Here is an 18,948-nt window from a genome sequence, read left to right on the forward strand (position 1 = left end):
CCGCTCCCAGGGAAGGCCGTACCACGAAGCCGCTGTGGGAAGCTTGCTGGCAAGGAATTGTCAGCAGTTGTGGGCGCATTCGCGGCCAAGGCCGCTTCCCACAGCGGCTTCATAGCACGCGTGGGAGACTTGCCGGGAAACCATACAAGCCGCCGTGGGAAGCTTGCTGGCAAGGAATTGTCAGCAGTTGAGGGCGCATTCGCGGCCAAGGCCGCTTCCCACAGCGGCTTCATAGCACGCGTGGGAGACTTGCCGGGAAACCATACAAGCCGCTGTGGGACGCTTGCTGGCAAGCGAATGTCAGCAGTTGGGGGCGCATTCGCGGCCAAGGCCGCTTCCCACAGCGGCTTCATAGCACGCGTGGGAGACTTGCCGGGAAACCATACAAGCCGCTGTGGGACGCTTGCTGGCAAGCGAATGTCAGCAGTTGGGGGTGCATTCGCGGCCAAGGCCGCTTCCCACAGCGGCTTCATAGCACACGTGGGAGACTTGCCGGGAAACCATACAAGCCGCCGTGGGAAGCTTGCTGGCAAGCGAATGGCAGCAGTTGGGGGCGCATTCGCGGCCAAGGCCGCTTCCCACAGCGGCTTCATAGCACGCGTGGGAGACTTGCCGGGAAACCATACAAGCCGCTGTGGGACGCTTGCTGGCGAATACCCTAGCGAAAGCCGTCGGGATTACTCTCCTGCCAGCGCCAATGATCCGCGCACATGGCGTCCACGCCACGGGTGGCTTTCCAGCCCAGCACCCGCTCCGCGTGGGCCGGGTCCGCGTAGCACACCGCCACATCACCAGGCCGGCGTTCAACGATGTCATAAGGGATATCCCGGCCGCTGGCGCCGGCGAAGGCCCGCACCATGTCCAGCACGCTGTAACCCTGGCCAGTACCCAGATTGGTGGTGATCAGCCCCGGACCAGTGAGCGCCTCCAGCGCCGCCAGATGGCCCTGGGCCAGATCCATGACATGAATGTAGTCCCGCACGCCAGTACCGTCCGGCGTGTTGTAATCGCCGCCGAAAACACGCAGTTTCTCACGCTTGCCCACCGCCACCTGGGCGATATAAGGCATCAGATTGTTCGGCTCGCCGTTGGGATCCTCACCGATGCGACCGCTCTCATGGGCCCCCACCGGATTGAAATAGCGCAACAACGCCAGCCCCCAGGATGGCTCGGCACGATAAAGATCCCGCAGCATGTCCTCGATGTGGAGTTTGGTGGCGCCATAGGGATTGGTGGCGCTGAGCGGAAAATCTTCACGGATCGGCACCGTGGCCGGATCACCGTAGACGGTGGCGGAGGAGCTGAACACCATACGGCGCACGCCAACCTTCTCCATCGCCTCCAGCAAGCGGATCGTGCCCACCACGTTGCAGTCGTAATAACGCAGCGGCTGAGCCACGGACTCGCCCACCGCCTTCAGGCCGGCGAAATGCACCACCGCTTCCACCTGCTCATCCCGCAGAATACGTTCCATTAATTCGCCGTCGCGGATATCCCCTTCCACCAGCGTCACGCTTTGGCTGGTCAGAGCTTCCACTCGACGCAACGACTCCGGGCTGCTGTTGCTGAAGTTGTCCACCACCACTACCCGATGGCCCGCTTCCAGCAGCAGCAACACCGTGTGAGAGCCGATATAACCGGCACCGCCAGTGACCAATACCGTCGCCATACTGATTCCTTCTCCTTCGTACACGTCCTGGATGCTTGGAGTCGCTGCTACCTTAATCGTTTCCCACGGAGAGGGCTACGAAGCCGCCATGGAAAGCTTGCCGGCAAGCGAATGCGCAATACCGAACGCCGTATTCGCTGGCAAGCCCGCTCCCACGGAAAGCCGCGCCACAAAGCCGCCGTGGGAAGCTTGCTGGCAAGCGAATGCGCAATACCGAACGCCGTATTCGCTGGCAAGCCCGCTCCCACGGAAAGCCGCACCACAAAGCCACTGTGGGAAGCTTGCTGGCAAGCGAATGCGCAATACCGAACGCCGTATTCGCTGGCAAGCCCGCTCCCACGGAAAGCCGCACCACAAAGCCGCCGTGGGAAGCTTGCTGGCAAGCGAATGCGCAGTACCGAACGCCGTATTCGCTGGCAAGCCCGCTCCCACGGAAAGCCGCGCCACAAAGCCGCCGTGGGAAGCTTGCTGGCAAGCGAATGCGCAATACCGAACGCCGTATTCGCTGGCAAGCCCGCTCCCACGGAAAGCCGCACCACAAAGCCACTGTGGGAAGCTTGCTGGCAAGCGAATGCGCAATACCGAACGCCGTATTCGCTGGCAAGCCCGCTCCCACGGAAAGCCGCACCACAAAGCCACTGTGGGAAGCTTGCTGGCAAGCGAATTGTTGTACCGGTTTGGGGGTAAAAGAATTCGCTTGCCAGCAAGCTTCCCACAACAACGTCTAGCCAGTTGACGCAAGAACAGGAGTGTCGCCCGTTCTAGGCTGACCGGTCAGTCGAGCCAGCCCCTCCCCGCCAACAAGGAGAACCGATCATGGCCAGCGAGCCGTCTCTGTTGAACAAAACCATTCCCGAGGTAGCCCGGAACGCGGCCGAGCAATGGCCGGACGGCGTCGCGCTGCGTTATCACGGAGAGTCGATCACCTTCGCCAAGCAGTACCAGAGGGCCTGCGCGCTGGCCAAGGGGCTGAGCAATCTGGGCATCGGGCCCGGCGATCACGTGGCCACGCTGATCGGCGGCCGGCCGGAATGGTTCTATCTATCCTACGCCATCACCCTGCTGGGGGCGGTGATCGTACCGATCAACGTGACATTCCGCCGCCAGGAACTGGAACACGTTCTGCGCTGCGCCGACGTCAAGGCGCTGGTGACCATGGATGAGTTCCGCGACGTGGACTACCTGGCCCTGTTCTCCGAACTGCTGCCGGAACGGGTCGGCGCCGCGCCGGGTTTCCTGCACAGCCAACGCTTCCCCCATCTGAAAACCGTGGTAACGCTGAGCCCGGCGGGCAGCACCCACGACGGCTGTTTCGACTTCAACGACGTGATGCGTTCCGGCGCCCATGTGCGGCCAGCGGAAGTGGAAGCCTGGTTCGCCCGGCTCTCGCCCAGCGCGCCCTCCTATATTCTGTTCACCTCCGGCAGCACCGCCTTTCCAAAACCAGCACTGCGCAGCCACGGCAGCAACGTCGCCATCGCCGGGCACCTTTACCAGTCCACCTTCCGCCTGCAACCCGGCGACCGCCAGCTCGGCATGTCGCCCTTCTACCACGTCGGCGGCTGCATCTACACCACCCTGGGCAACGCCCTGTTCGGCGCCACCACAGTGCTGATGGACTACTTCGAAGCCGGCCACGCTCTGAAGCTGATCCGCGAGGAAGGCATCACCTGCATGGGCGGCTTCGATACTCACTACCGCGCCATGTCGGCGCACCCGGACTTCGCCGATACCGACGTCAGCAAGGTCGACCGCATCATGCTGGCCTGCGGCCCCGAGTGGTACGACAAAGTCCGTGAGCTGGGCTTTGGCCATACTTCCGTCACCCACCACTACGGTTTTACCGAAGGCACCTCGGTGGCGGTGCCGCCGGAAGAAAACGACGAAGTCGTGCGCAAGAACAGCAACGGCCGCCCCTTCCCCGGTTGTGAAGTAAAAATTGTGCACCCGGAAACCGGCCGCGAATGCGGCGCCGACGAGCCCGGAGAAATCTGCGTGCGCGGCTGGTCGCTGTTTCTCGGCTACTACAAGATGCCAAAGCAAACCGCCGGGAGCATGGACGACGAAGGCTTCTTCCACACCGGCGACTATGGTTGGAAAGACGCCGCCGGCAACGTGTATTACCGGGGCAGGTTCAAGCAGATGGTGAAAACCGGCGGCGAGAACGTGTCCCAGCGGGAAGTGGAAATGTTCCTGGAACAGCACCCGCACATCGCCACCGTGCAAGTGGTCGGCGTCCCCGACGACCGCTGGGGTGAAGCGGTGACCGCGGTGGTGGAAACCCACCCCGGCAAGGAACTGGAACTGGAAACCCTGAAAACCTTCTGCAAGGAACGCATCGCCGGCTTCAAAATCCCCAAACACCTGGTACCGGTAACGCGGGAAGAATGGCCGATCACGCTCACCGGCAAGTTCGACAAGCCGGCCCTGCGCACCCTGGCGATCCGCAAACTGGGACTGAACACCGGGGCCGCCTCATGAGTGGCTATCAACCGGACACCGCCGCCATCGCCGGCATCGGCGAAACCGAATACACCCGGGGCACCGACAAGAGCGGCCTGCAACTGCTGATGGAAGCCTCGCTGAAAGCCTGCGCCGACGCCGGCATCGAAAGCGGCGCCGTGGACGGCCTGGTAATGACCTCGCGAGTGGGCACCAACGAAGACTTCGTCGCCAGCCTCGGCATCACCGACCTGAAATTCCACGCCCACATCAAGATCGGCGGCGCCAGCCCGGTGGCCGGGCTGCACCTCGCCTGCCACGCGGTGGCCTCGGGCATCGCCGAACGCGTGCTGGTCAGCGCTGGCCGCAACGCCTACAGCAGCATGCGCCTGGGCGCCACCGACTCCGGTCCCCGGGTGGTCTGGCCCGGCGATGACATCCGCCGCAACCTGGAATACCCCTACGGCATGATCGCGCCGATGCAGTGGTACAGCCTGCACGCCAACCGCTGGTTCCATGAAACCAACGCCAGCCGCGAAGGCATGGCCACGGTGGCCTTGAACACCCGCCATCACGCCCATCTCAATCCACGCGCCTGGTTCCGCGATCGCCCCATGAGCCGGGAAGACTACGACGCCTCTCCGATGCTGGTGACGCCGTTCAAACTGCTCGACGTGTGCCTGGAAACCGACGGCGCCGCCGCCATCCTGGTGACCCGCGCCGACGCCGCGCGCCACGCCGGTGGCAAACCGCCGGTGTACGTGGCGGCCACCGCCGAAGGCCATCCGGACTCGCCGGACGACCTCAGCAACCGCCCGGACATTCTCGGCATGGGTATCGGCAAGGCGGCACCACGGGCGCTGGACATCGCCGGCATCCACCTGGACGAGCTGGATTTCGCCGAGATCTACGACTGCTTCACCTTCATCGTACTGCGGCAGTTGGAGGAAATCGGCTTCTGCCAGCGTGGTGAAGCACCGGACTTCGTCGCCAACGGCCGCATCGCCCTGGGTGGAGAACTACCACTGAACACCCACGGCGGGCTGCTCTCCCAGGCGCATATCTCCGGCATGAACCACGTGGTGGAGGCGGTGCGTCAGCTGCGCGGCGACGCCGGCCAGGCCCAGGTGGCCGGCGCTCACCTTGGCCTGGTCACTGGCTACGGCGATTTCGGCGACGGCGCCATCGCCATCCTGCATAACTAATGTTCACAGGACCCAACGAGGACACCATGGGTAACCCCGTTCAACGCCCCCTGCCCGACGTCAACGACCCGCTTTATCAAATGCACTTTCAGGGCCTGAAAGACAATCAGCTGCGGGTGCAGCAGTGCGACGCCTGCGGTCAACGGCAATGGCCGCCCCGGGATCTGTGCAAACAGTGCCACGGTGATCGCTTCCACTGGCCGGTGATGCCGGATCAGGCGGTGGTCTACACCTACTCCGTGGTGTACCGCGCGCCGCACCCCTGGTTCAAGGACCACTTGCCCTACGCCATTGTCGTCGCCGAGCTGGAAAACGGTTTGCGGCTGCTCGGCAACGCCTTCGGCGAAGACGTGGAGAAGATTCAATGCGGCCAGCTCGTGCAGGCGCACTTCCAGCACGATGAGGACAGCGGTGTCTGCTTATTGCGGTGGGTGCCCACGTGCTGATCGCCCCCTGCAAGCGAATGGGGCAACGCCGAAGGCCGGAATTCGCCAGCAAGCTGGTCTCCCACGGATCGTGCCACGAAGCCGCTGTGGGAAGCTTGCTGGCAAGCGAATGGGGCAACGCCGGAGGCCGTATTCGCCAGCAAGCTGGTCTCCCACGGATCGTGCTACGAAGCCGCCGTGGGAAGCTTGCTGGCAAGCGAATGGGGCAACGCCGGAGGCCGTATTCGCCAGCAAGCTGGTCTCCCACGGATCGTGCTACGAAGCCGCCGCGGGAAGCTTGCTGGCAAGCGAATGGGGCAACCCCGAAGGCCGTATTCGCCAGCGAGCTGGTCTCCCACGGATCGTGCCACAAAGCCGCTGCGGGAAGCTTGCTGGCAAGCGAATGGGGCAACCCCGAAGGCCGTATTCGCCAGCAAGCTGGTCTCCCACGGATCGTGCCACGAAGCCGCTGTGGGAAGCTTGCTGGCAAGCGAATGGGGCAACCCCGAAGGCCGTATTCGCCAGCAAGCTGGTCTCCCACGGATCGTGCCACGAAGCCGCTGTGGGAAGCTTGCTGGCAAGCGAATGGGGCAACGCCGGAGGCCGTATTCGCCAGCAAGCTGGTCTCCCACAGATCGTGCCACAAAGCCGCTGTGGGAAGCTTGCTGGCAAGCGAATGGGGCAACGGCGGAGGCCGTATTCGCCAGCAAGCTGGTCTCCCACAGATCGTGCCACGAAGCCGCTGTGGGAAGCTTGCTGGCAAGCGAATGGGGCAACCCCGAACGCCGTATTCGCCAGCAAGCTGGTCTCCCACAGATCGTGCCACGAAGCCGCCGTGGGAAGCTTGCTGGCAAGCGAATGGGGCAACCCCGAAGGCCGTATTCGCCAGCAAGCTGGTCTCCCGCAGATCGTGCTACGGAGCCGCTGCGGGAAGCTTGCTGGCAAGCGAATGGGGCAACGGCGGAGGCCGTATTCGCCAGCAAGCTGGTCTCCCACGGATCGCGCCACGAAGCCGCTGTGGGAAGCTTGCTGGCAAGCGAATTACCAACGGGCGGGGAAAACAATTCGCGGCCAAGCAGAGCGCCGCCCGGGCCTCTTCCCACAGCGACTTCGTAGGCAGAACAAAGCGAATCAACCAACGCCATTCCTAAAACAACGAATCCAGGAGTGTTCCATGAGTCCGATCAAAACAACACTGGCCGCCATCACCGCGATCACCCTGTTCACCCTTTCCGGCTGTTCCGGCGAAGCCGGTAACGCCCCCGGCGCCGACACCGAGAAAAGCGCCGAAAAGTCCCAGGAAACCTTCAACTGGAAAATGGTCAGCACCTGGAGCGACACCTCCAGCTCCGGTGAATACGAACAGGAGTTCGTTAATCTGGTGGACGAACTCAGCAATGGCCGCCTGAAAATCAAACGGTATTCGCAGGGCCAGCTGGTCAGCCCCACCCAAGTGCTCGACACGGTCAGCAAGGGCACCGTGCAGGCCGGCGGCGACTGGCCCAACTACTGGTCCGGCAAGAATACCGCCTTCGACCTGCTTGGCTCTCACGTAATGGGCTTCAGCGGCTTTGATTTCTTCCAGTGGATCTACGCCGCCGGCGGCCTGGAGCAGTACAACCGCATCTACGGCCAGTTCAACACCGTCTACTTCCCGATCACCACCCTGGGCACCGAATCCGGCATCCGCTCCAACGTGCCGATCCGCGGACTGGAAGACTACAAAGGGCTGAAAGTGCGTATCGCCGGCCTGATCCAGACCCGGGTGATGACCGAACTGGGCGCGTCACCGGTGTCCATCGGTGTCTATGACGTTTACGAAGCATTGCAACGGGGCGTGGTGGACGCCGGCGAAGTGGGCGGCCCGGACTCCGACGAAATCCTGCACCTGCAGGACGTCACCAAATACTGGTCCACCCCGGGCTGGCACCAGAGCGCGGCGGTCTACGGCATCGCCATTAATAAGGACGCCTGGAACGAACTGCCCGAGGACCTGCAAAACATCATCGCCACCGCCAGCGAAGCGATCATGGCGCGCTCCACCGCCAACCGCAATTACGACGATGGCGTCGCCGCGCAGCGCTTCGAGGACGAATACGGCATCGAAGTAAACCAGATGCCGGACCAGGACCTGAAAACCATCGAAGGCATCGTCAACAAGGCGGTACGCGACATCGCCGCCAAGAACCCGGACTTCCAGGAAGTGCTGGAAAGCCAGCAAGCCTACCTCAAAGCCTACGCGCCCTACCGCCGCATGCAGGGCCCCTGGAGCTTCGGCACCAATGACCTCAACGGCTACCGGCTGGATTGATCATGCAGGCCTTACGCCACCTCACCCGTATTCTCGACGGCATCAGCGACTGGGTCGGCCGCATCGGCGCCTGGTCGGTGCTGGCGATGATGCTGGTCACCGTGTTCGAAGTGGTCAGCCGCCGGGTCTTCAACGCCCCCGGCATCTGGGCCTTCGAGACCATCACCATGCTGTTCGGCTTTCACTTCATGATCGTCGCCGCCTACGCCCTGCTGCATCGCAGCATCGTCTCCGTGGACCTGCTCTACACCCACCTTGGCCGGCGCGCGCAAGCGCTGCTCAGCATCGTCAGCTACCTGGTGCTGTTCTTCCCGTTCGTGATCACCGTGGCGGTCCACGGCATCGGCTTCACCGAGTATTCCTGGTCCATGGGTGAAACCAGCAACACCGCCTTCGCACCGCCGCTGTATCCATTCAAAGCAGTGATCCCGGTCTGCTTTACCCTGCTGGCGCTACAAGGCCTCTCGGAAACCCTCAAACACCTTCTGGTACTGATCGAAGGCGGCGACCAACCGGAGGCGCAACATGAATGAAGTCTGGATCATCGCCGGCATGTTCGCCGCGCTGCTGCTGGGCATCGCCAGCGGCCACCCGATCGCCTTCGTGTTCGGCGGCATCGCCATGCTGTTCGGCCTCACCAGTTGGGGCACCGGCATCATCGACATTTTTGTCAGCGCCGTGTTCTCCACCATGAACAACTACACCCTGGTGGCGATCCCGCTGTTCACCCTGATGGCCAACTTCCTGTCGCGATCGGCGGTGGCGGAAGGTCTGTTCGAATCCCTGCGCTACCTGCTGGGCCCGGTGCGCGGCGGTCTGGCCGTGGCGGTGATCGTGGTCTCCACCATCTTCGCCGCCACCACCGGCATCGTCGGTGCCTCGGTGGTGACCATGGGTCTGCTGGCCGCCCCGGTGCTGGAAAAATACGGCTACCGCAAGGAGATCTCCGCCGGGGTGATCACCGCCGGCGGCACCCTTGGCGTACTGATCCCGCCCAGCATCATGCTGATCGTCATGGGCAATGAAGCGGAGCTGTCGGTGGGCAAGCTGTTCCTGGCCGCTATCGTGCCAGGGCTGCTGTTGTCACTGTGCTACGTGTTGTACGTGCTGGGGCTGTGCTGGCGCTACCCGGAACGGGGCCCCGCGCTCAGCGCGGAAGAAGCCGCCGCCATGCCGATTGCCAAACGCATCAGCGGCGCGCTGGTCAATCTGGTGCCGCCGGTGATTCTGGTGGCGGCGGTGCTCGGCTCGATCTTTTCCGGCTGGGCCACCCCCACCGAAGCCTCCGGCGTCGGCGCCTTTGTCGCCCTGCTGATGACCGTCGCCTACGGCCGCTTCAGCCTCACCATGCTCAAGGAATCGGTGCAGGAAACCGCCAAGATCACCGCCATGGCGATGGTCACCATCGTCGGCGCGGTGTGCTTCACCGCCCTGTTCCACAGCATGGACGGCGACCAGATCATCGTCGATTTCGTCAGCCATCTGAACCTGAATAAATGGGGCGTGTACATGGTGATCATGCTGCTCACCTTCGTCCTCGGCGCCTTCATCGACTGGATCGCCATCGTGCTGATCCTGTTCCCGATCTTCCTGCCGCTGATCCGGCAATACGATCTGGACCCGCTGTGGGTGATCACCTGCGTGGCGGTGATGCTGCAGACCGCCTTCCTGACCCCGCCGGTGGGCGGCAGCCTGTTCTATTTCAAAGGCGTGGCGCCGCCGGGCATGCAATGGGGCCACATCCTGCGCGGCGCCCTGCCCTTCGTGGCAGTGATGCTGGTGGTCGTGGTATTGATTTCCCTGTTCCCGCAACTGGTGCTGTGGCTGCCCGGGCAGGCGAAGTTCTGACCGCTTCGGTCGCCACCAGGGAGGCTCCCGCATCGGCCTGTCAACCCCGCTGCAGGAGCCTGCCCTGCAGGCGAAATTTCTTTCATTCGCTTGCCAACAAGCTTGCCCCACAAGGGATCAGCCGTTCCGACTGTGGTGGATATACAGATAAATCAAACCGATGGGCGCAATGAAAATCGCCAGAAACCAGCAGAACATCATGGTGACCAGCTTGAAGAACAGCAGCAGGAAGGCGTTCACCAGGAACACGTTGTCGCCGAAGATGAACCCCACCACGCTCTCGTAAACGAAACGGGCATACGGATACAGCAGGGTATTGACCACACAGACCGCCACCACCGCCAGGGTGATCGGCCTGCCCGTCTCCATCGTCATGAAGATATAGATGGCGGGAAAGATCAGAGCGAATACGAAATGACGGAAATAGTACTGGAGATTAAGACCACCAAAGGTCTTGGCAAGAACAGGATGCATGATAGTCCCTTACAACACGCCTGAAGCACATAAGTCCGCGGAAAATAACGCACGCATGATATAGCCACGCCCCACGGACGACAACAGGCGCCCACGGATTACGCCACAAAGCCGGATAACCCGCGCACATCCCGCAACAGGTACTGCGTCAACCCGAAGCCGATGAACGCCACCATCACGATCCCCCCGGACAAGGCCTGCGCCTGGCCCTGAATATCCTTACGACGTCGCAAGTGTGTAGCAAACAGGACGAGCGGCACGCCATACAGCAGCAATAACGAAACCAGCCCCACCAGACCACGGCGGGCAGCGGTATCGACCTATGCCAACACCTCAATGCCCTTACGGTCCACCAGATTCAACAACTTCAACGACGGTCCGTTAGGGCTTTCAGGCTCAGGTCCAGCGATGCGACGCGATCAACGGGGTCGGTGAGATCACCGCCACTGCCTTGGTCATGGCCTTCCTGAGAGGGGACTTCAAGAATAGCGATGCCTTCGTGGCCTTCCTGGGGCTGGATGTCCGGGTTCGTGACTCCGGCAAACTCAGAGGCAAGCGTAAGCTGACCAAGCAAGGGGATACGGAGGTCAGGCGACTGCTGCATTGTGCCGCCATGAGCGCCTCTCGACATCCGGTCTGGCCCGCCTTCTATCGGCGCTATCGGGACCGGGGACTGCACACCACGCAAGCCTTGGTCATCCTGGCCCGGAAGATCGCCCGCACCGCCTTCGCCCTGATGAAACAGCAACAAGAATATTGCCCCGCAAAGCTCTTTTAAGGGGTGCGGGGCACCATGGAATCTCCCACGGATTATGTAACGAAGCCGCTGTGGGAGCTGCCTTGGCAGCGAATTATTTCCCCTGCCGTTAACAATTCGCTTTCCAGCAGAGCGCCGCCCGGCAATCTTCCCACAGCGGCTCCGCACTCAGGCCTGAACCCCTTTTCCCCCACCCCCCGGCGTCGCCTTCAACAAACACCAGCACGCCGTCAGCATCCCGAGAAAGCCGGACAGCCCACGCACATCCCGCAACAGGGACTGCGTCAGCCCGAAGCCGATGAATGCCACCACCACGATCAAACCCGACACGGCCAGGGCCCGGCCCTGAATATCCTTGCGTCGCCGTAAATGCCTGGCGAATAACACGATGGGGACGCCATAGAGCAATAAAAGGGAAATCAGCCCCACCAGGCCACGGCGAGCGGCGGTATCGATCAGATCGTTGTGCAGTTGGTCGTAACGGCTGATACCCCGGTTATAGAGACCTTTCGCCACCCACTGGTCCCGCTGATCTTCAAGTCGCCCTTCTCCCCAACCCAGAACAGGCTTCTCGCTGAAGAGCCGCGCCCCGGCACGCCACATCTCCAGCCGCACCCCGACAGAGGAATAGGTGTCCCCTTCCGCGTACTCTTCCAGGTTTTCCACAGCCTCGGCAACCCGCTCCTGAACGCCGGCCTTGGGGACCAGAGAGGCGCCGATAACAACAACGGCCAACGCCACCACCACCGGCACCACTTTCCGGGCCGGTAACGAGTCCCAGAAAGCCACATACAGCAACCAGAGCAGCACCGGAAAAACGATCCAGCTACCGCGAGTGCCGGACAAAACCGACGCCGCCAACCCCGCCACCACGGCGAGCAGGAAAAAACCGCGAATCAGCCACTCCCGGGCATTGCGGACACGGCCCCGCCGAGCCAGGAACGCCACCATGGTCAACGTCGCCAGCAGCAGGGAGAGATTACCGAACGGAATAGCGTTAATGCCGTTGCTGGCACGGCCCAAACCCAGCCCCCAACGCTCGTAGGCAGCGATCCCGCCAGCAATCAGGCTACCTGCCGCCACCCCATACCAAAGAGCGGAAACCGCCGGAGGCCAGCGACGCCAACCCAGCCACACCACAGCGGCAACCAAAGGCCATAACGGTAAATACAGCCCCTGGTTCTCCTCGCCCACCGGCCATTTACCTGTGCGGGCGACATCGAGACACCAAAGCGCGGTAAACAACGCCAGAACAGCGAGGCAATACCCGTCCTCCCGATCGAGAGGCCGCCACAAGGAACGTCTTGCCGCCAAGGCCAGACTACCCAGAACCAACACCGCGGCCGTCAGCGGCAACACATAATACGCAGGGTGAAAAGCGATCAGAAAAGCGAGAAAGGCGGCCAAAAGGCCAGAGAAGATCATCGGCGGGGAGAAGGGGGTCGAGCGGGTGGGAGTGGAAACCGTTTCAAGCATGCTACCTCACAGTCCATTATGAGCACGCCGCAGCCCCCTGCTACAGCCTGACCAATCAATGTGGGATACCCCGTGTACCCGGCAAGTGTTCAAACTAACACGCGGCCCGGTATGGAACGGACTGAATAGTTCACATTTTGACGGCCATTTAACGTCGTTAAACAATTCCCGTACAGGCGTATTTAAGCCAGCCCTGCTGGCGAATCCTTTGCCCGGCGTTGGTACATTCGCCCGCGGGCAGGCTCCCACAGCGGCTTCGTGGCATGGCCCGTGGGAACCAGCCCTCCAAGCTGAAAACACCGGGCTATGCAAGCGTTACCGTAGGGCGGTAAGGCCAGGCGCCGTTACCATCGGAAAAATCATCCGTTTCAATAAGATGGTTATTTGCCAGCAAGTTGGTAACCGTGGTTGTGCTGACGTCGAAGTACTCCGCCGCATCCTCAACGGACGACTCTGAGTAATCGTCCTGCATAAACGCTTTTGCCCCCTCGATTGGGCATAACAGTTCCGCGGCAAAAGCGCGCTGATACTTTTGCCGAAACGTGCTCAGATCCGAAGAGACGAGCCACCCGTCTCCGCGTTGTTGGAACATACAGTCCGCGAGAAAGCGAGCGTATTCAAAGCGTCGGGCCACGGGATGCCTCTTACGCGGCATGAAACGCATTACGCCCTGACGCTGCGGGATCGCCACCGATACCTTTGATGTGTTTTCCGGCGTGTAACCTTCAACGGCTTTAGCGCTAATACCCAAAGCAGAAAACAGTTTCTCGTTGGACAGTGGCTCCAAGTCCCATCCAAAATAATCCCGCATGCTTCTCGCATCCTGAACCGCTGGCATCCAGGGTGCATGACTCTCTCCGACAGCGTTTGGGGCCACAAACTCAGGAATATTCGGACTGCCTTCCATTCCCTTTAATAAAGAGAAGAGTTCGATCTCCTTCTCCTGGCGCGAGTCGAATTCCTTGCCCCTTGCCAAAGCGGATATCAACTCGGACAAGGACTCCTCACCCACCTCATCCGCCATACGGACCATCGTTTGCAAGAGCTGTTGGGGGCATTCTTCCGGGTCATAACCCATCATGGCCTCAAAGATGCGTAACCGCGCAATCTCCGGATCAGCGAGTTCGTCCCTGACATGCATCCAAAGCGTTGCAAGCTCGGTATCGGTACAGCCACAATCACGTAACCGGCTCAGCACCGCATCGATAAAAGCCGAAATTTCCTTACGAAAATCAGCCATTGGCACAAAAGAAGGAAAGCGCGAACCATTCAGATACCGAATCGATTGCTCAGTATCATCACCCGATGGTGAAGACCAAACGTGTATACCTTCACCATCCGCCGCAAACATGACCGTAGGCCACACATAACCCTGATTAGCGGCAGCCAACTCATGCGCCATACGCCAGGACACCGACGGGCGCACCCCCTTACCCGGGTGCGGTTCATGCAGCAAACGCCACCATGAAGAAGCAAACCAGAGGGCCAACGGGTACAACGACACCAGCACATCGTCCTTAACCGTGCGCGACCAGCTGTCTTCATTACGTGTCAGGGAGTAACCATTAACGGCTAACGACAATCGCGCCATGGTGTGATACGACTCAGCACTATCATTACCCGCGGCTTCCCATTGAAAGCCCAATTTCAGGCACTTGTTGGTCATTATCGCCGAGCCTCCCATTCCATCATCACAAGCTCGGCAAAAGGGTCCGTCGGCGGCATGGGGTATCCGTGATAGGCTCCAGTCTCCCGATTTTCCAATTGCGCCTCCAGCGCTACGCCATCGTCGGCAACGGCCCAAATATTTTGGGGCCAACCATTATTGGACTGCAGGCTTACCAAACCGCGCCTGACACCTTCCTTCAATAACTCGCCAGCCACGGCCTTTTCGAAGAGAGCCGCTGTATCACACAATGACTTGCCGGGCCGCGGGCCAGCAGGCGGGCTTAAGCCGAAATCGCCTGGGTTCCTCTTGTGCACAGGGTTACCGCAATAGACCACCCTATCGCTCAGAGACACTAGATCCATTCCCTCCAGTTCTTCCAACGAGCGGATTCTTCGCTTGCTGTTAAACCGTCCCCTACGAGCTTGCATGACTTGCACTCGAAAAGATTAGAAAATCAACGGATTAACGGCATCTTCACCGCCCCGCTTCAGGCTGTCAACCTACCCCTCGCCTGGGAAGCAGCGGTCAGCCCACGGGCCCCTTGCCCTGTCATCCGAATGTTCCAAACAGGCCGTACGGCGTTGGCACATTCGCCTGCGGGCAGGCTCCCACAGCGGCTTCGTGGCATGGTCCGTGGGAACCAGCCTGCTGGCGAACGGCCTCTAAGCCGAAGCTTCCGCCATCACCGCCCGAAGCGTCTCGCAAGTCTTATCGATATGCGCCTGCTCCAGAGTGGGATGCACCAGGAACATCAAGCTGGTCTCCCCCAGCGCCTTCGCTACCGGCAAACGTTCCCGCGGCGCCAGATCGAGGTCCTGGAAGCACTTCTCCAAATAGACTTCCGAGCAAGAACCGGAGAAACAAGGCACCCCACGAGCAACTATCTCATTCATGATGCGGTCCCGGTCCCAGCCTGAGGCCAGTTTCTCCGGCCGCACAAACACATAGCATTTGTAACCGGCATGCCCGGCTTCGGCGGGAATCTCCGGCACACGCAAAGCAGGGATGTCACCGGCGGTTTGCCAGATCGCCTGGGAATGGGCCAGACGTTGGCGGGTCCACTCCGGCATGCGCTTTAGTTGAATCCGCCCAATGGCCGCCTGCATTTCCATCATGCGCCAATTGGTGCCCACACTCTCATGCAACCAACGGAAGCCAGGTGGGTGGTCGCGCTCATATACCGCATCCCAGCTCTTGCCATGGTCTTTGAAGCTCCACATGCGGGACCAAAGGTCGCGGTCATTCACGGTAACCATGCCGCCTTCCCCGCCGGTGGTCATGATCTTGTCCTGGCAGAAGGACCAGCAACTCACATGGCCCAGGCCACCCACCGGGCGCCCTTTCCAGGTAGCACCATGGGCCTGGGCGCAGTCTTCAATAACATAGAAGCCGTGCTCTTCGGCCAGAGCCATCATGGCACCCATATCGCTGGGCCAACCGGCCAGGTGCACACAGATAACGGCTTTGGTACGCGGCGTCACCACCTTGGCGACGGTTTCAGCGGTGATGTTCTGAGTATCCGGATCCACATCGGCAAATACCGGTGTCGCCCCGGCATTGATCACCGCGGTTGCGGAGGCCAGGAAAGTACGTGGCGTCACCACCACTTCATCGCCAGGCCCAATGCCCAGCCCCTGCAGCGCCAGATCCAGCGCCACGGTGCCATTGGCCACGGCGATGGCGTATTCCGTGCCGGCAAAGGCAGCGAATTCCTTCTCGAACTCGCGGCACTCCTGGCCAGTCCAGTAGTTCACTTTGTTGGACAGCAGCACACGCTGTACTGCCTCCGCTTCCTCCTGGGTAAAGGAAGGCCAGGGGGGAAAAGGTCCATTCAGCATAATTTATCCAAAGATTCGTTAAATGAAGCCGCTGTGGGAGCTGCCTTGGCAGCGAATTATTTTCCCTGCCGTTGGCAATTCGCTTGCCAGCGGAGCGCCGCCCGGCAATCTTCCCACAGCGACCCCGAATTCAGGTCCGCCTCGCTTCTCTCGCAACGCCCTCACAGGAGACAAGGGGTGCGAAGCAACAACCCCTCACTGACTCAACCCGTTTTCCAGGCGCAAACTCTGAACGCTATACCTCTAAATGCTTGAAATAAGCATCCCGCACAATTGCGGCGCCCTCATCCACGTCGAACGTTGGCAACCCCGGCCGCGACAGCGTGTCCATGTCTCGACGAAAGGCCATCTTGCGCAGTCTGGCATCAAGCAGAGCATTGGCCTCGTCGCGCCCCACGTGTGTTCCTTCCTTATCCAGATACCAGACCAAGGCCTCCATCGCCTTGTGCAGGACCGTGCCGCCGCGCATCGCCAGATGTTCACCTAGAACTGGATCGGCAAAGATGGCCCCACGCCACGGGAAAGCCGCAGATCCTGCTCGATCTGACTGCGCTTGGGCCACGGCGCATGGCTCTGCCAAGCCGTCAGGTGGGTGTGCTGGATCATGTATTGGCACTCCCGGAATCAAAGGTCAGCCGCACCTTGAAGGAAGTATCGACTTCAGAGGCTACATCCCGCGTCTGTCCACGCTCCAGAGGTATGAGACGCGGCGCTTTGTCGCCCAACCATTCGGCGACCCGCGCTCCGAGGGCGTCCTGGCCATCCAAGGCAAGCAAGGCCCCGAGCCGTTGCGCGGTCGGGACTTCCCGCAGGGCATCCAGCGCCTCGGAGAGCCCCTGTGGAGTGCAGGAGGCCCACAGTCCCCGCAGCACCTCTCGAACACGGGCCATGCCACCAAGCAGTGACACTCTCTCGACCAGTTCCAGCGCGGTCAGTTCCGGTGTACCCACCCTGAAGCGTCCGTCCGGAGTCTCGTGCCAGCGTGTCGGCATGTCTTCAATCCGTGCACGGGAGTGAAACACTACCTCGTGGCGACCGACCGTGATAGGACGCCGACGTTCGGCCACCATCACCTGCATCACCATCACCGCGTAGGGCGATGCGCCAAAGGTCTCGGCGGCACTCAGCAGCGCGACATAGTAGGGAACGCCCAGCGTTTTGCTCATGTAGCGGTCCAACCAGGCTTCCGGCGGCGGAGCACCAGCGGCAGCGTACTGCAAGGGCACGATGAGCCAGTGATCCGAGCCGCGTGACAAGCGGACGAGCCGGCCACGCTGCTGCTGCCGATAGAGCGCCTGCCGCAACGCGCTCGAACTGGCTTCGGGCAAGGCCACGCGAATGTCCTGCATGCGTAAATTCAGCTTGCCGGCCCGCTCGGCGGCGTCGATCACACTGGATAGGGAGTTATAGCGCCCCATGATACTCTCGCAATTCTTTCGCGATATATATCAAAAAAAAGTCACATAATGCGAAACGTTTGAGGTCTAGCCACGAGGTCAGCTCTTTGACAATACCCTGGCTTTGACCTCAGACCATGAGCCACCTTCATCCTGATCTATTTCGAGCGCGGAGAGCCGATGATCAAGTTCATCTTTCTGAGACTCCGAGAGAGGGATATCCGCATTCTCCGCGACAACGCTGTCCCACAACGCTTCCGCCAGGAGGATTCGTTCCGAATTTGGCCTCCCCCATAGATCAATCGTCACAATACACTGACCATATGGCCAGCATCAAGAGCAAATGCGCCATGCCCTCTACGTCCAGCGCGGCACCCAGCCACCACCTCTGGTCAGCACCTTTAATGCCCATCAGAGGCAACTGGCCGGGCGTAACCCCAGATTGACTCAATCCCTCTTGCCTCAATGGATTTGGCGGGGCAAGATTAGGCGGCAACCTCTTCATGTCTTCGACCTTCCAATGCCCTCCTCCCACGGGTTGAGGATGGCCACTCCTGTCGGCTCAAAATCGGCCACATTGCGAGTAACGACCGTCATACCATGCACAAGCGCCGTTGCCGCAATGAGTGCATCACGCTCGCCGCGCTTGTCGGGGACGTGTAACCGGGCGCAGCTTTGCGCCACGGCGGTATCGACTGGCAACGTCCGCCCGGAGAACTCCGGCAGCACGTGTTGCTCCAGCCACGAACGTAGCACGGCCCCCTGGGTGACGTCTTTGCGCTCAATCGACAGCACGCCAAGCTCCAACTCCATGATGGTAATGACGGAGACAAAAAGCTCGGCGGCATCGACGCTTTCCGTCCATGCCGCAACGCTTGGGTCAGCTTTACCAACCCGAACCTTTCGCAGTTCGGACACTACGTTGGTGTCCAGAACGAACATCATGAGAAATCAGCCGGCTGGGTGTCGATGGTCACACGCGGCGGTTCAAACTCGACGTCCGCGACGTCTGGCATAGCCAGAGCATCAGAGATGTTCCGGCGTTGCTTTGTCAACCGCTGGTATTCCTCAATACTCAACAGCACATGAGCCGGCTTGCCGCGATCCGTGATGAACACCGGACCACTCTTGGCCGCCTTCTTTGCACGGGAAACGTCCTGATTAAGCTCCCGGCTGGATAACGTCGTGATGGTCATGGCGTCACCTCCTACACGAAACCACAATGTAGGTACGTTACTATATTTATTGAAGGCTGTCCACAGATAGCTGGTTGTCTATCGTGCCGAAGGCAACAGGCGGCACGTGGGGTCATCCTGAGGCACGTCAACCCTGTTCCCAGCGACGTCTTCCCTGTTTCCACTCCGAATTGCTTTTTGATGTTTTCCCTGTCCACCTCAAAAGCCAAGCCCATCTGATTCCAGGGCTAGAGGCGGGTGA

General features: G+C 60.9%; 19 protein-coding genes. 7 read left to right on the top strand and 12 right to left on the bottom strand.

What is annotated here, in order from left to right; genetic code table 11:
* Positions 1-658: 658 nt before the first annotated feature.
* Complete coding sequence (galE, locus tag E0L37_RS18305) at positions 659-1,669, bottom strand: UDP-glucose 4-epimerase GalE (RefSeq protein ID WP_133493103.1); 1,011 nt, start codon at positions 1,667-1,669, stop codon at positions 659-661.
* An 816-nt stretch (positions 1,670-2,485) separates the two neighbouring features.
* Between galE and E0L37_RS18310 the strand changes: the two genes are divergently transcribed.
* The 6 genes from E0L37_RS18310 to E0L37_RS18335 all read left to right on the top strand — a co-directional run bounded on the left by E0L37_RS18310 (position 2,486) and on the right by E0L37_RS18335 (position 9,900).
* Positions 2,486-4,150 (top strand): AMP-binding protein, encoded by a 1,665-nt coding sequence (locus E0L37_RS18310; RefSeq protein WP_133493104.1) that lies wholly within the window; start codon positions 2,486-2,488, stop codon positions 4,148-4,150.
* Complete coding sequence (locus E0L37_RS18315; protein WP_166643095.1) at positions 4,147-5,316, top strand: transporter; 1,170 nt, start codon at positions 4,147-4,149, stop codon at positions 5,314-5,316. The genes E0L37_RS18310 and E0L37_RS18315 overlap by 4 nt, the downstream gene beginning before the upstream one ends.
* Positions 5,317-5,342: 26 nt before the next feature.
* Positions 5,343-5,762 (top strand): Zn-ribbon domain-containing OB-fold protein, encoded by a 420-nt coding sequence (locus E0L37_RS18320; RefSeq protein WP_166643096.1) that lies wholly within the window; start codon positions 5,343-5,345, stop codon positions 5,760-5,762.
* A gap of 1,153 nt (positions 5,763-6,915) precedes the next feature.
* Positions 6,916-8,052, top strand: coding sequence for a TRAP transporter substrate-binding protein DctP (dctP, locus tag E0L37_RS21570; RefSeq protein ID WP_159661568.1), 1,137 nt, complete (start codon positions 6,916-6,918; stop codon positions 8,050-8,052).
* A gap of 2 nt (positions 8,053-8,054) precedes the next feature.
* Complete coding sequence (locus tag E0L37_RS18330) at positions 8,055-8,585, top strand: TRAP transporter small permease subunit (protein ID WP_133493108.1); 531 nt, start codon at positions 8,055-8,057, stop codon at positions 8,583-8,585.
* Positions 8,578-9,900: a TRAP transporter large permease subunit gene (locus tag E0L37_RS18335; RefSeq protein ID WP_133493109.1), complete on the top strand. Its 1,323-nt coding sequence runs from the start codon at positions 8,578-8,580 to the stop codon at positions 9,898-9,900. The genes E0L37_RS18330 and E0L37_RS18335 overlap by 8 nt, the downstream gene beginning before the upstream one ends.
* Positions 9,901-10,017: 117 nt before the next feature.
* On the opposite strand, the gene E0L37_RS18340 is transcribed toward E0L37_RS18335, so the two are convergent.
* Positions 10,018-10,374, bottom strand: a complete 357-nt coding sequence (locus E0L37_RS18340; protein ID WP_133493110.1) for a hypothetical protein — start codon at positions 10,372-10,374, stop codon at positions 10,018-10,020.
* A 98-nt stretch (positions 10,375-10,472) separates the two neighbouring features.
* Positions 10,473-10,607: a hypothetical protein gene (locus E0L37_RS21870; RefSeq protein WP_255433181.1), complete on the bottom strand. Its 135-nt coding sequence runs from the start codon at positions 10,605-10,607 to the stop codon at positions 10,473-10,475.
* A 185-nt stretch (positions 10,608-10,792) separates the two neighbouring features.
* Between E0L37_RS21870 and E0L37_RS18345 the strand changes: the two genes are divergently transcribed.
* Positions 10,793-11,152 (top strand): transposase, encoded by a 360-nt coding sequence (locus tag E0L37_RS18345; RefSeq protein WP_370450611.1) that lies wholly within the window; start codon positions 10,793-10,795, stop codon positions 11,150-11,152.
* 147 nt (positions 11,153-11,299) lie between these two features.
* Here E0L37_RS18345 and E0L37_RS18350 read toward each other — a convergent pair whose 3' ends face one another.
* The 9 genes from E0L37_RS18350 to E0L37_RS18390 all read right to left on the bottom strand — a co-directional run bounded on the left by E0L37_RS18350 (position 11,300) and on the right by E0L37_RS18390 (position 18,707).
* Positions 11,300-12,607 (bottom strand): O-antigen ligase, encoded by a 1,308-nt coding sequence (locus E0L37_RS18350; RefSeq protein ID WP_133493111.1) that lies wholly within the window; start codon positions 12,605-12,607, stop codon positions 11,300-11,302.
* Between the two features lie 304 nt (positions 12,608-12,911).
* The gene (locus E0L37_RS18355) at positions 12,912-14,273 is read right to left on the bottom strand and encodes a hypothetical protein (protein WP_133493112.1); all 1,362 of its coding nucleotides are present in this window, start codon (positions 14,271-14,273) and stop codon (positions 12,912-12,914) included.
* Positions 14,274-14,938: 665 nt separating this feature from the next.
* On the bottom strand, positions 14,939-16,114 hold the full coding sequence (locus E0L37_RS18365) for a DegT/DnrJ/EryC1/StrS aminotransferase family protein (RefSeq protein WP_133493113.1): 1,176 nt from the start codon (positions 16,112-16,114) through the stop codon (positions 14,939-14,941).
* Between the two features lie 235 nt (positions 16,115-16,349).
* Entirely contained in the window at positions 16,350-16,583 is a 234-nt protein-coding gene (locus E0L37_RS18370; RefSeq protein WP_133493114.1) for a hypothetical protein, read from the bottom strand.
* A gap of 14 nt (positions 16,584-16,597) precedes the next feature.
* Positions 16,598-16,720: a hypothetical protein gene (locus E0L37_RS21875; protein ID WP_255433182.1), complete on the bottom strand. Its 123-nt coding sequence runs from the start codon at positions 16,718-16,720 to the stop codon at positions 16,598-16,600.
* Positions 16,717-17,532, bottom strand: coding sequence for a type IV toxin-antitoxin system AbiEi family antitoxin (locus E0L37_RS18375; RefSeq protein ID WP_133493115.1), 816 nt, complete (start codon positions 17,530-17,532; stop codon positions 16,717-16,719). Before E0L37_RS18375 ends, E0L37_RS21875 begins: the two co-directional genes overlap by 4 nt.
* 78 nt (positions 17,533-17,610) lie before the next feature.
* The gene (locus E0L37_RS18380; protein WP_240687502.1) at positions 17,611-17,820 is read right to left on the bottom strand and encodes an addiction module protein; all 210 of its coding nucleotides are present in this window, start codon (positions 17,818-17,820) and stop codon (positions 17,611-17,613) included.
* Between the two features lie 192 nt (positions 17,821-18,012).
* On the bottom strand, positions 18,013-18,456 hold the full coding sequence (locus E0L37_RS18385) for a type II toxin-antitoxin system VapC family toxin (protein ID WP_240687503.1): 444 nt from the start codon (positions 18,454-18,456) through the stop codon (positions 18,013-18,015).
* Positions 18,453-18,707, bottom strand: coding sequence for a type II toxin-antitoxin system Phd/YefM family antitoxin (locus E0L37_RS18390; RefSeq protein WP_133493116.1), 255 nt, complete (start codon positions 18,705-18,707; stop codon positions 18,453-18,455). The genes E0L37_RS18385 and E0L37_RS18390 overlap by 4 nt, the downstream gene beginning before the upstream one ends.
* Between the last annotated feature and the right edge of the window lie 241 nt (positions 18,708-18,948).

Origin of the sequence: Alcanivorax sp. 24 (genome assembly GCF_004360225.1) — a bacterium.
GTDB classification, from domain to species: Bacteria; Pseudomonadota; Gammaproteobacteria; order Pseudomonadales; family Alcanivoracaceae; genus Alloalcanivorax; species Alloalcanivorax xiamenensis.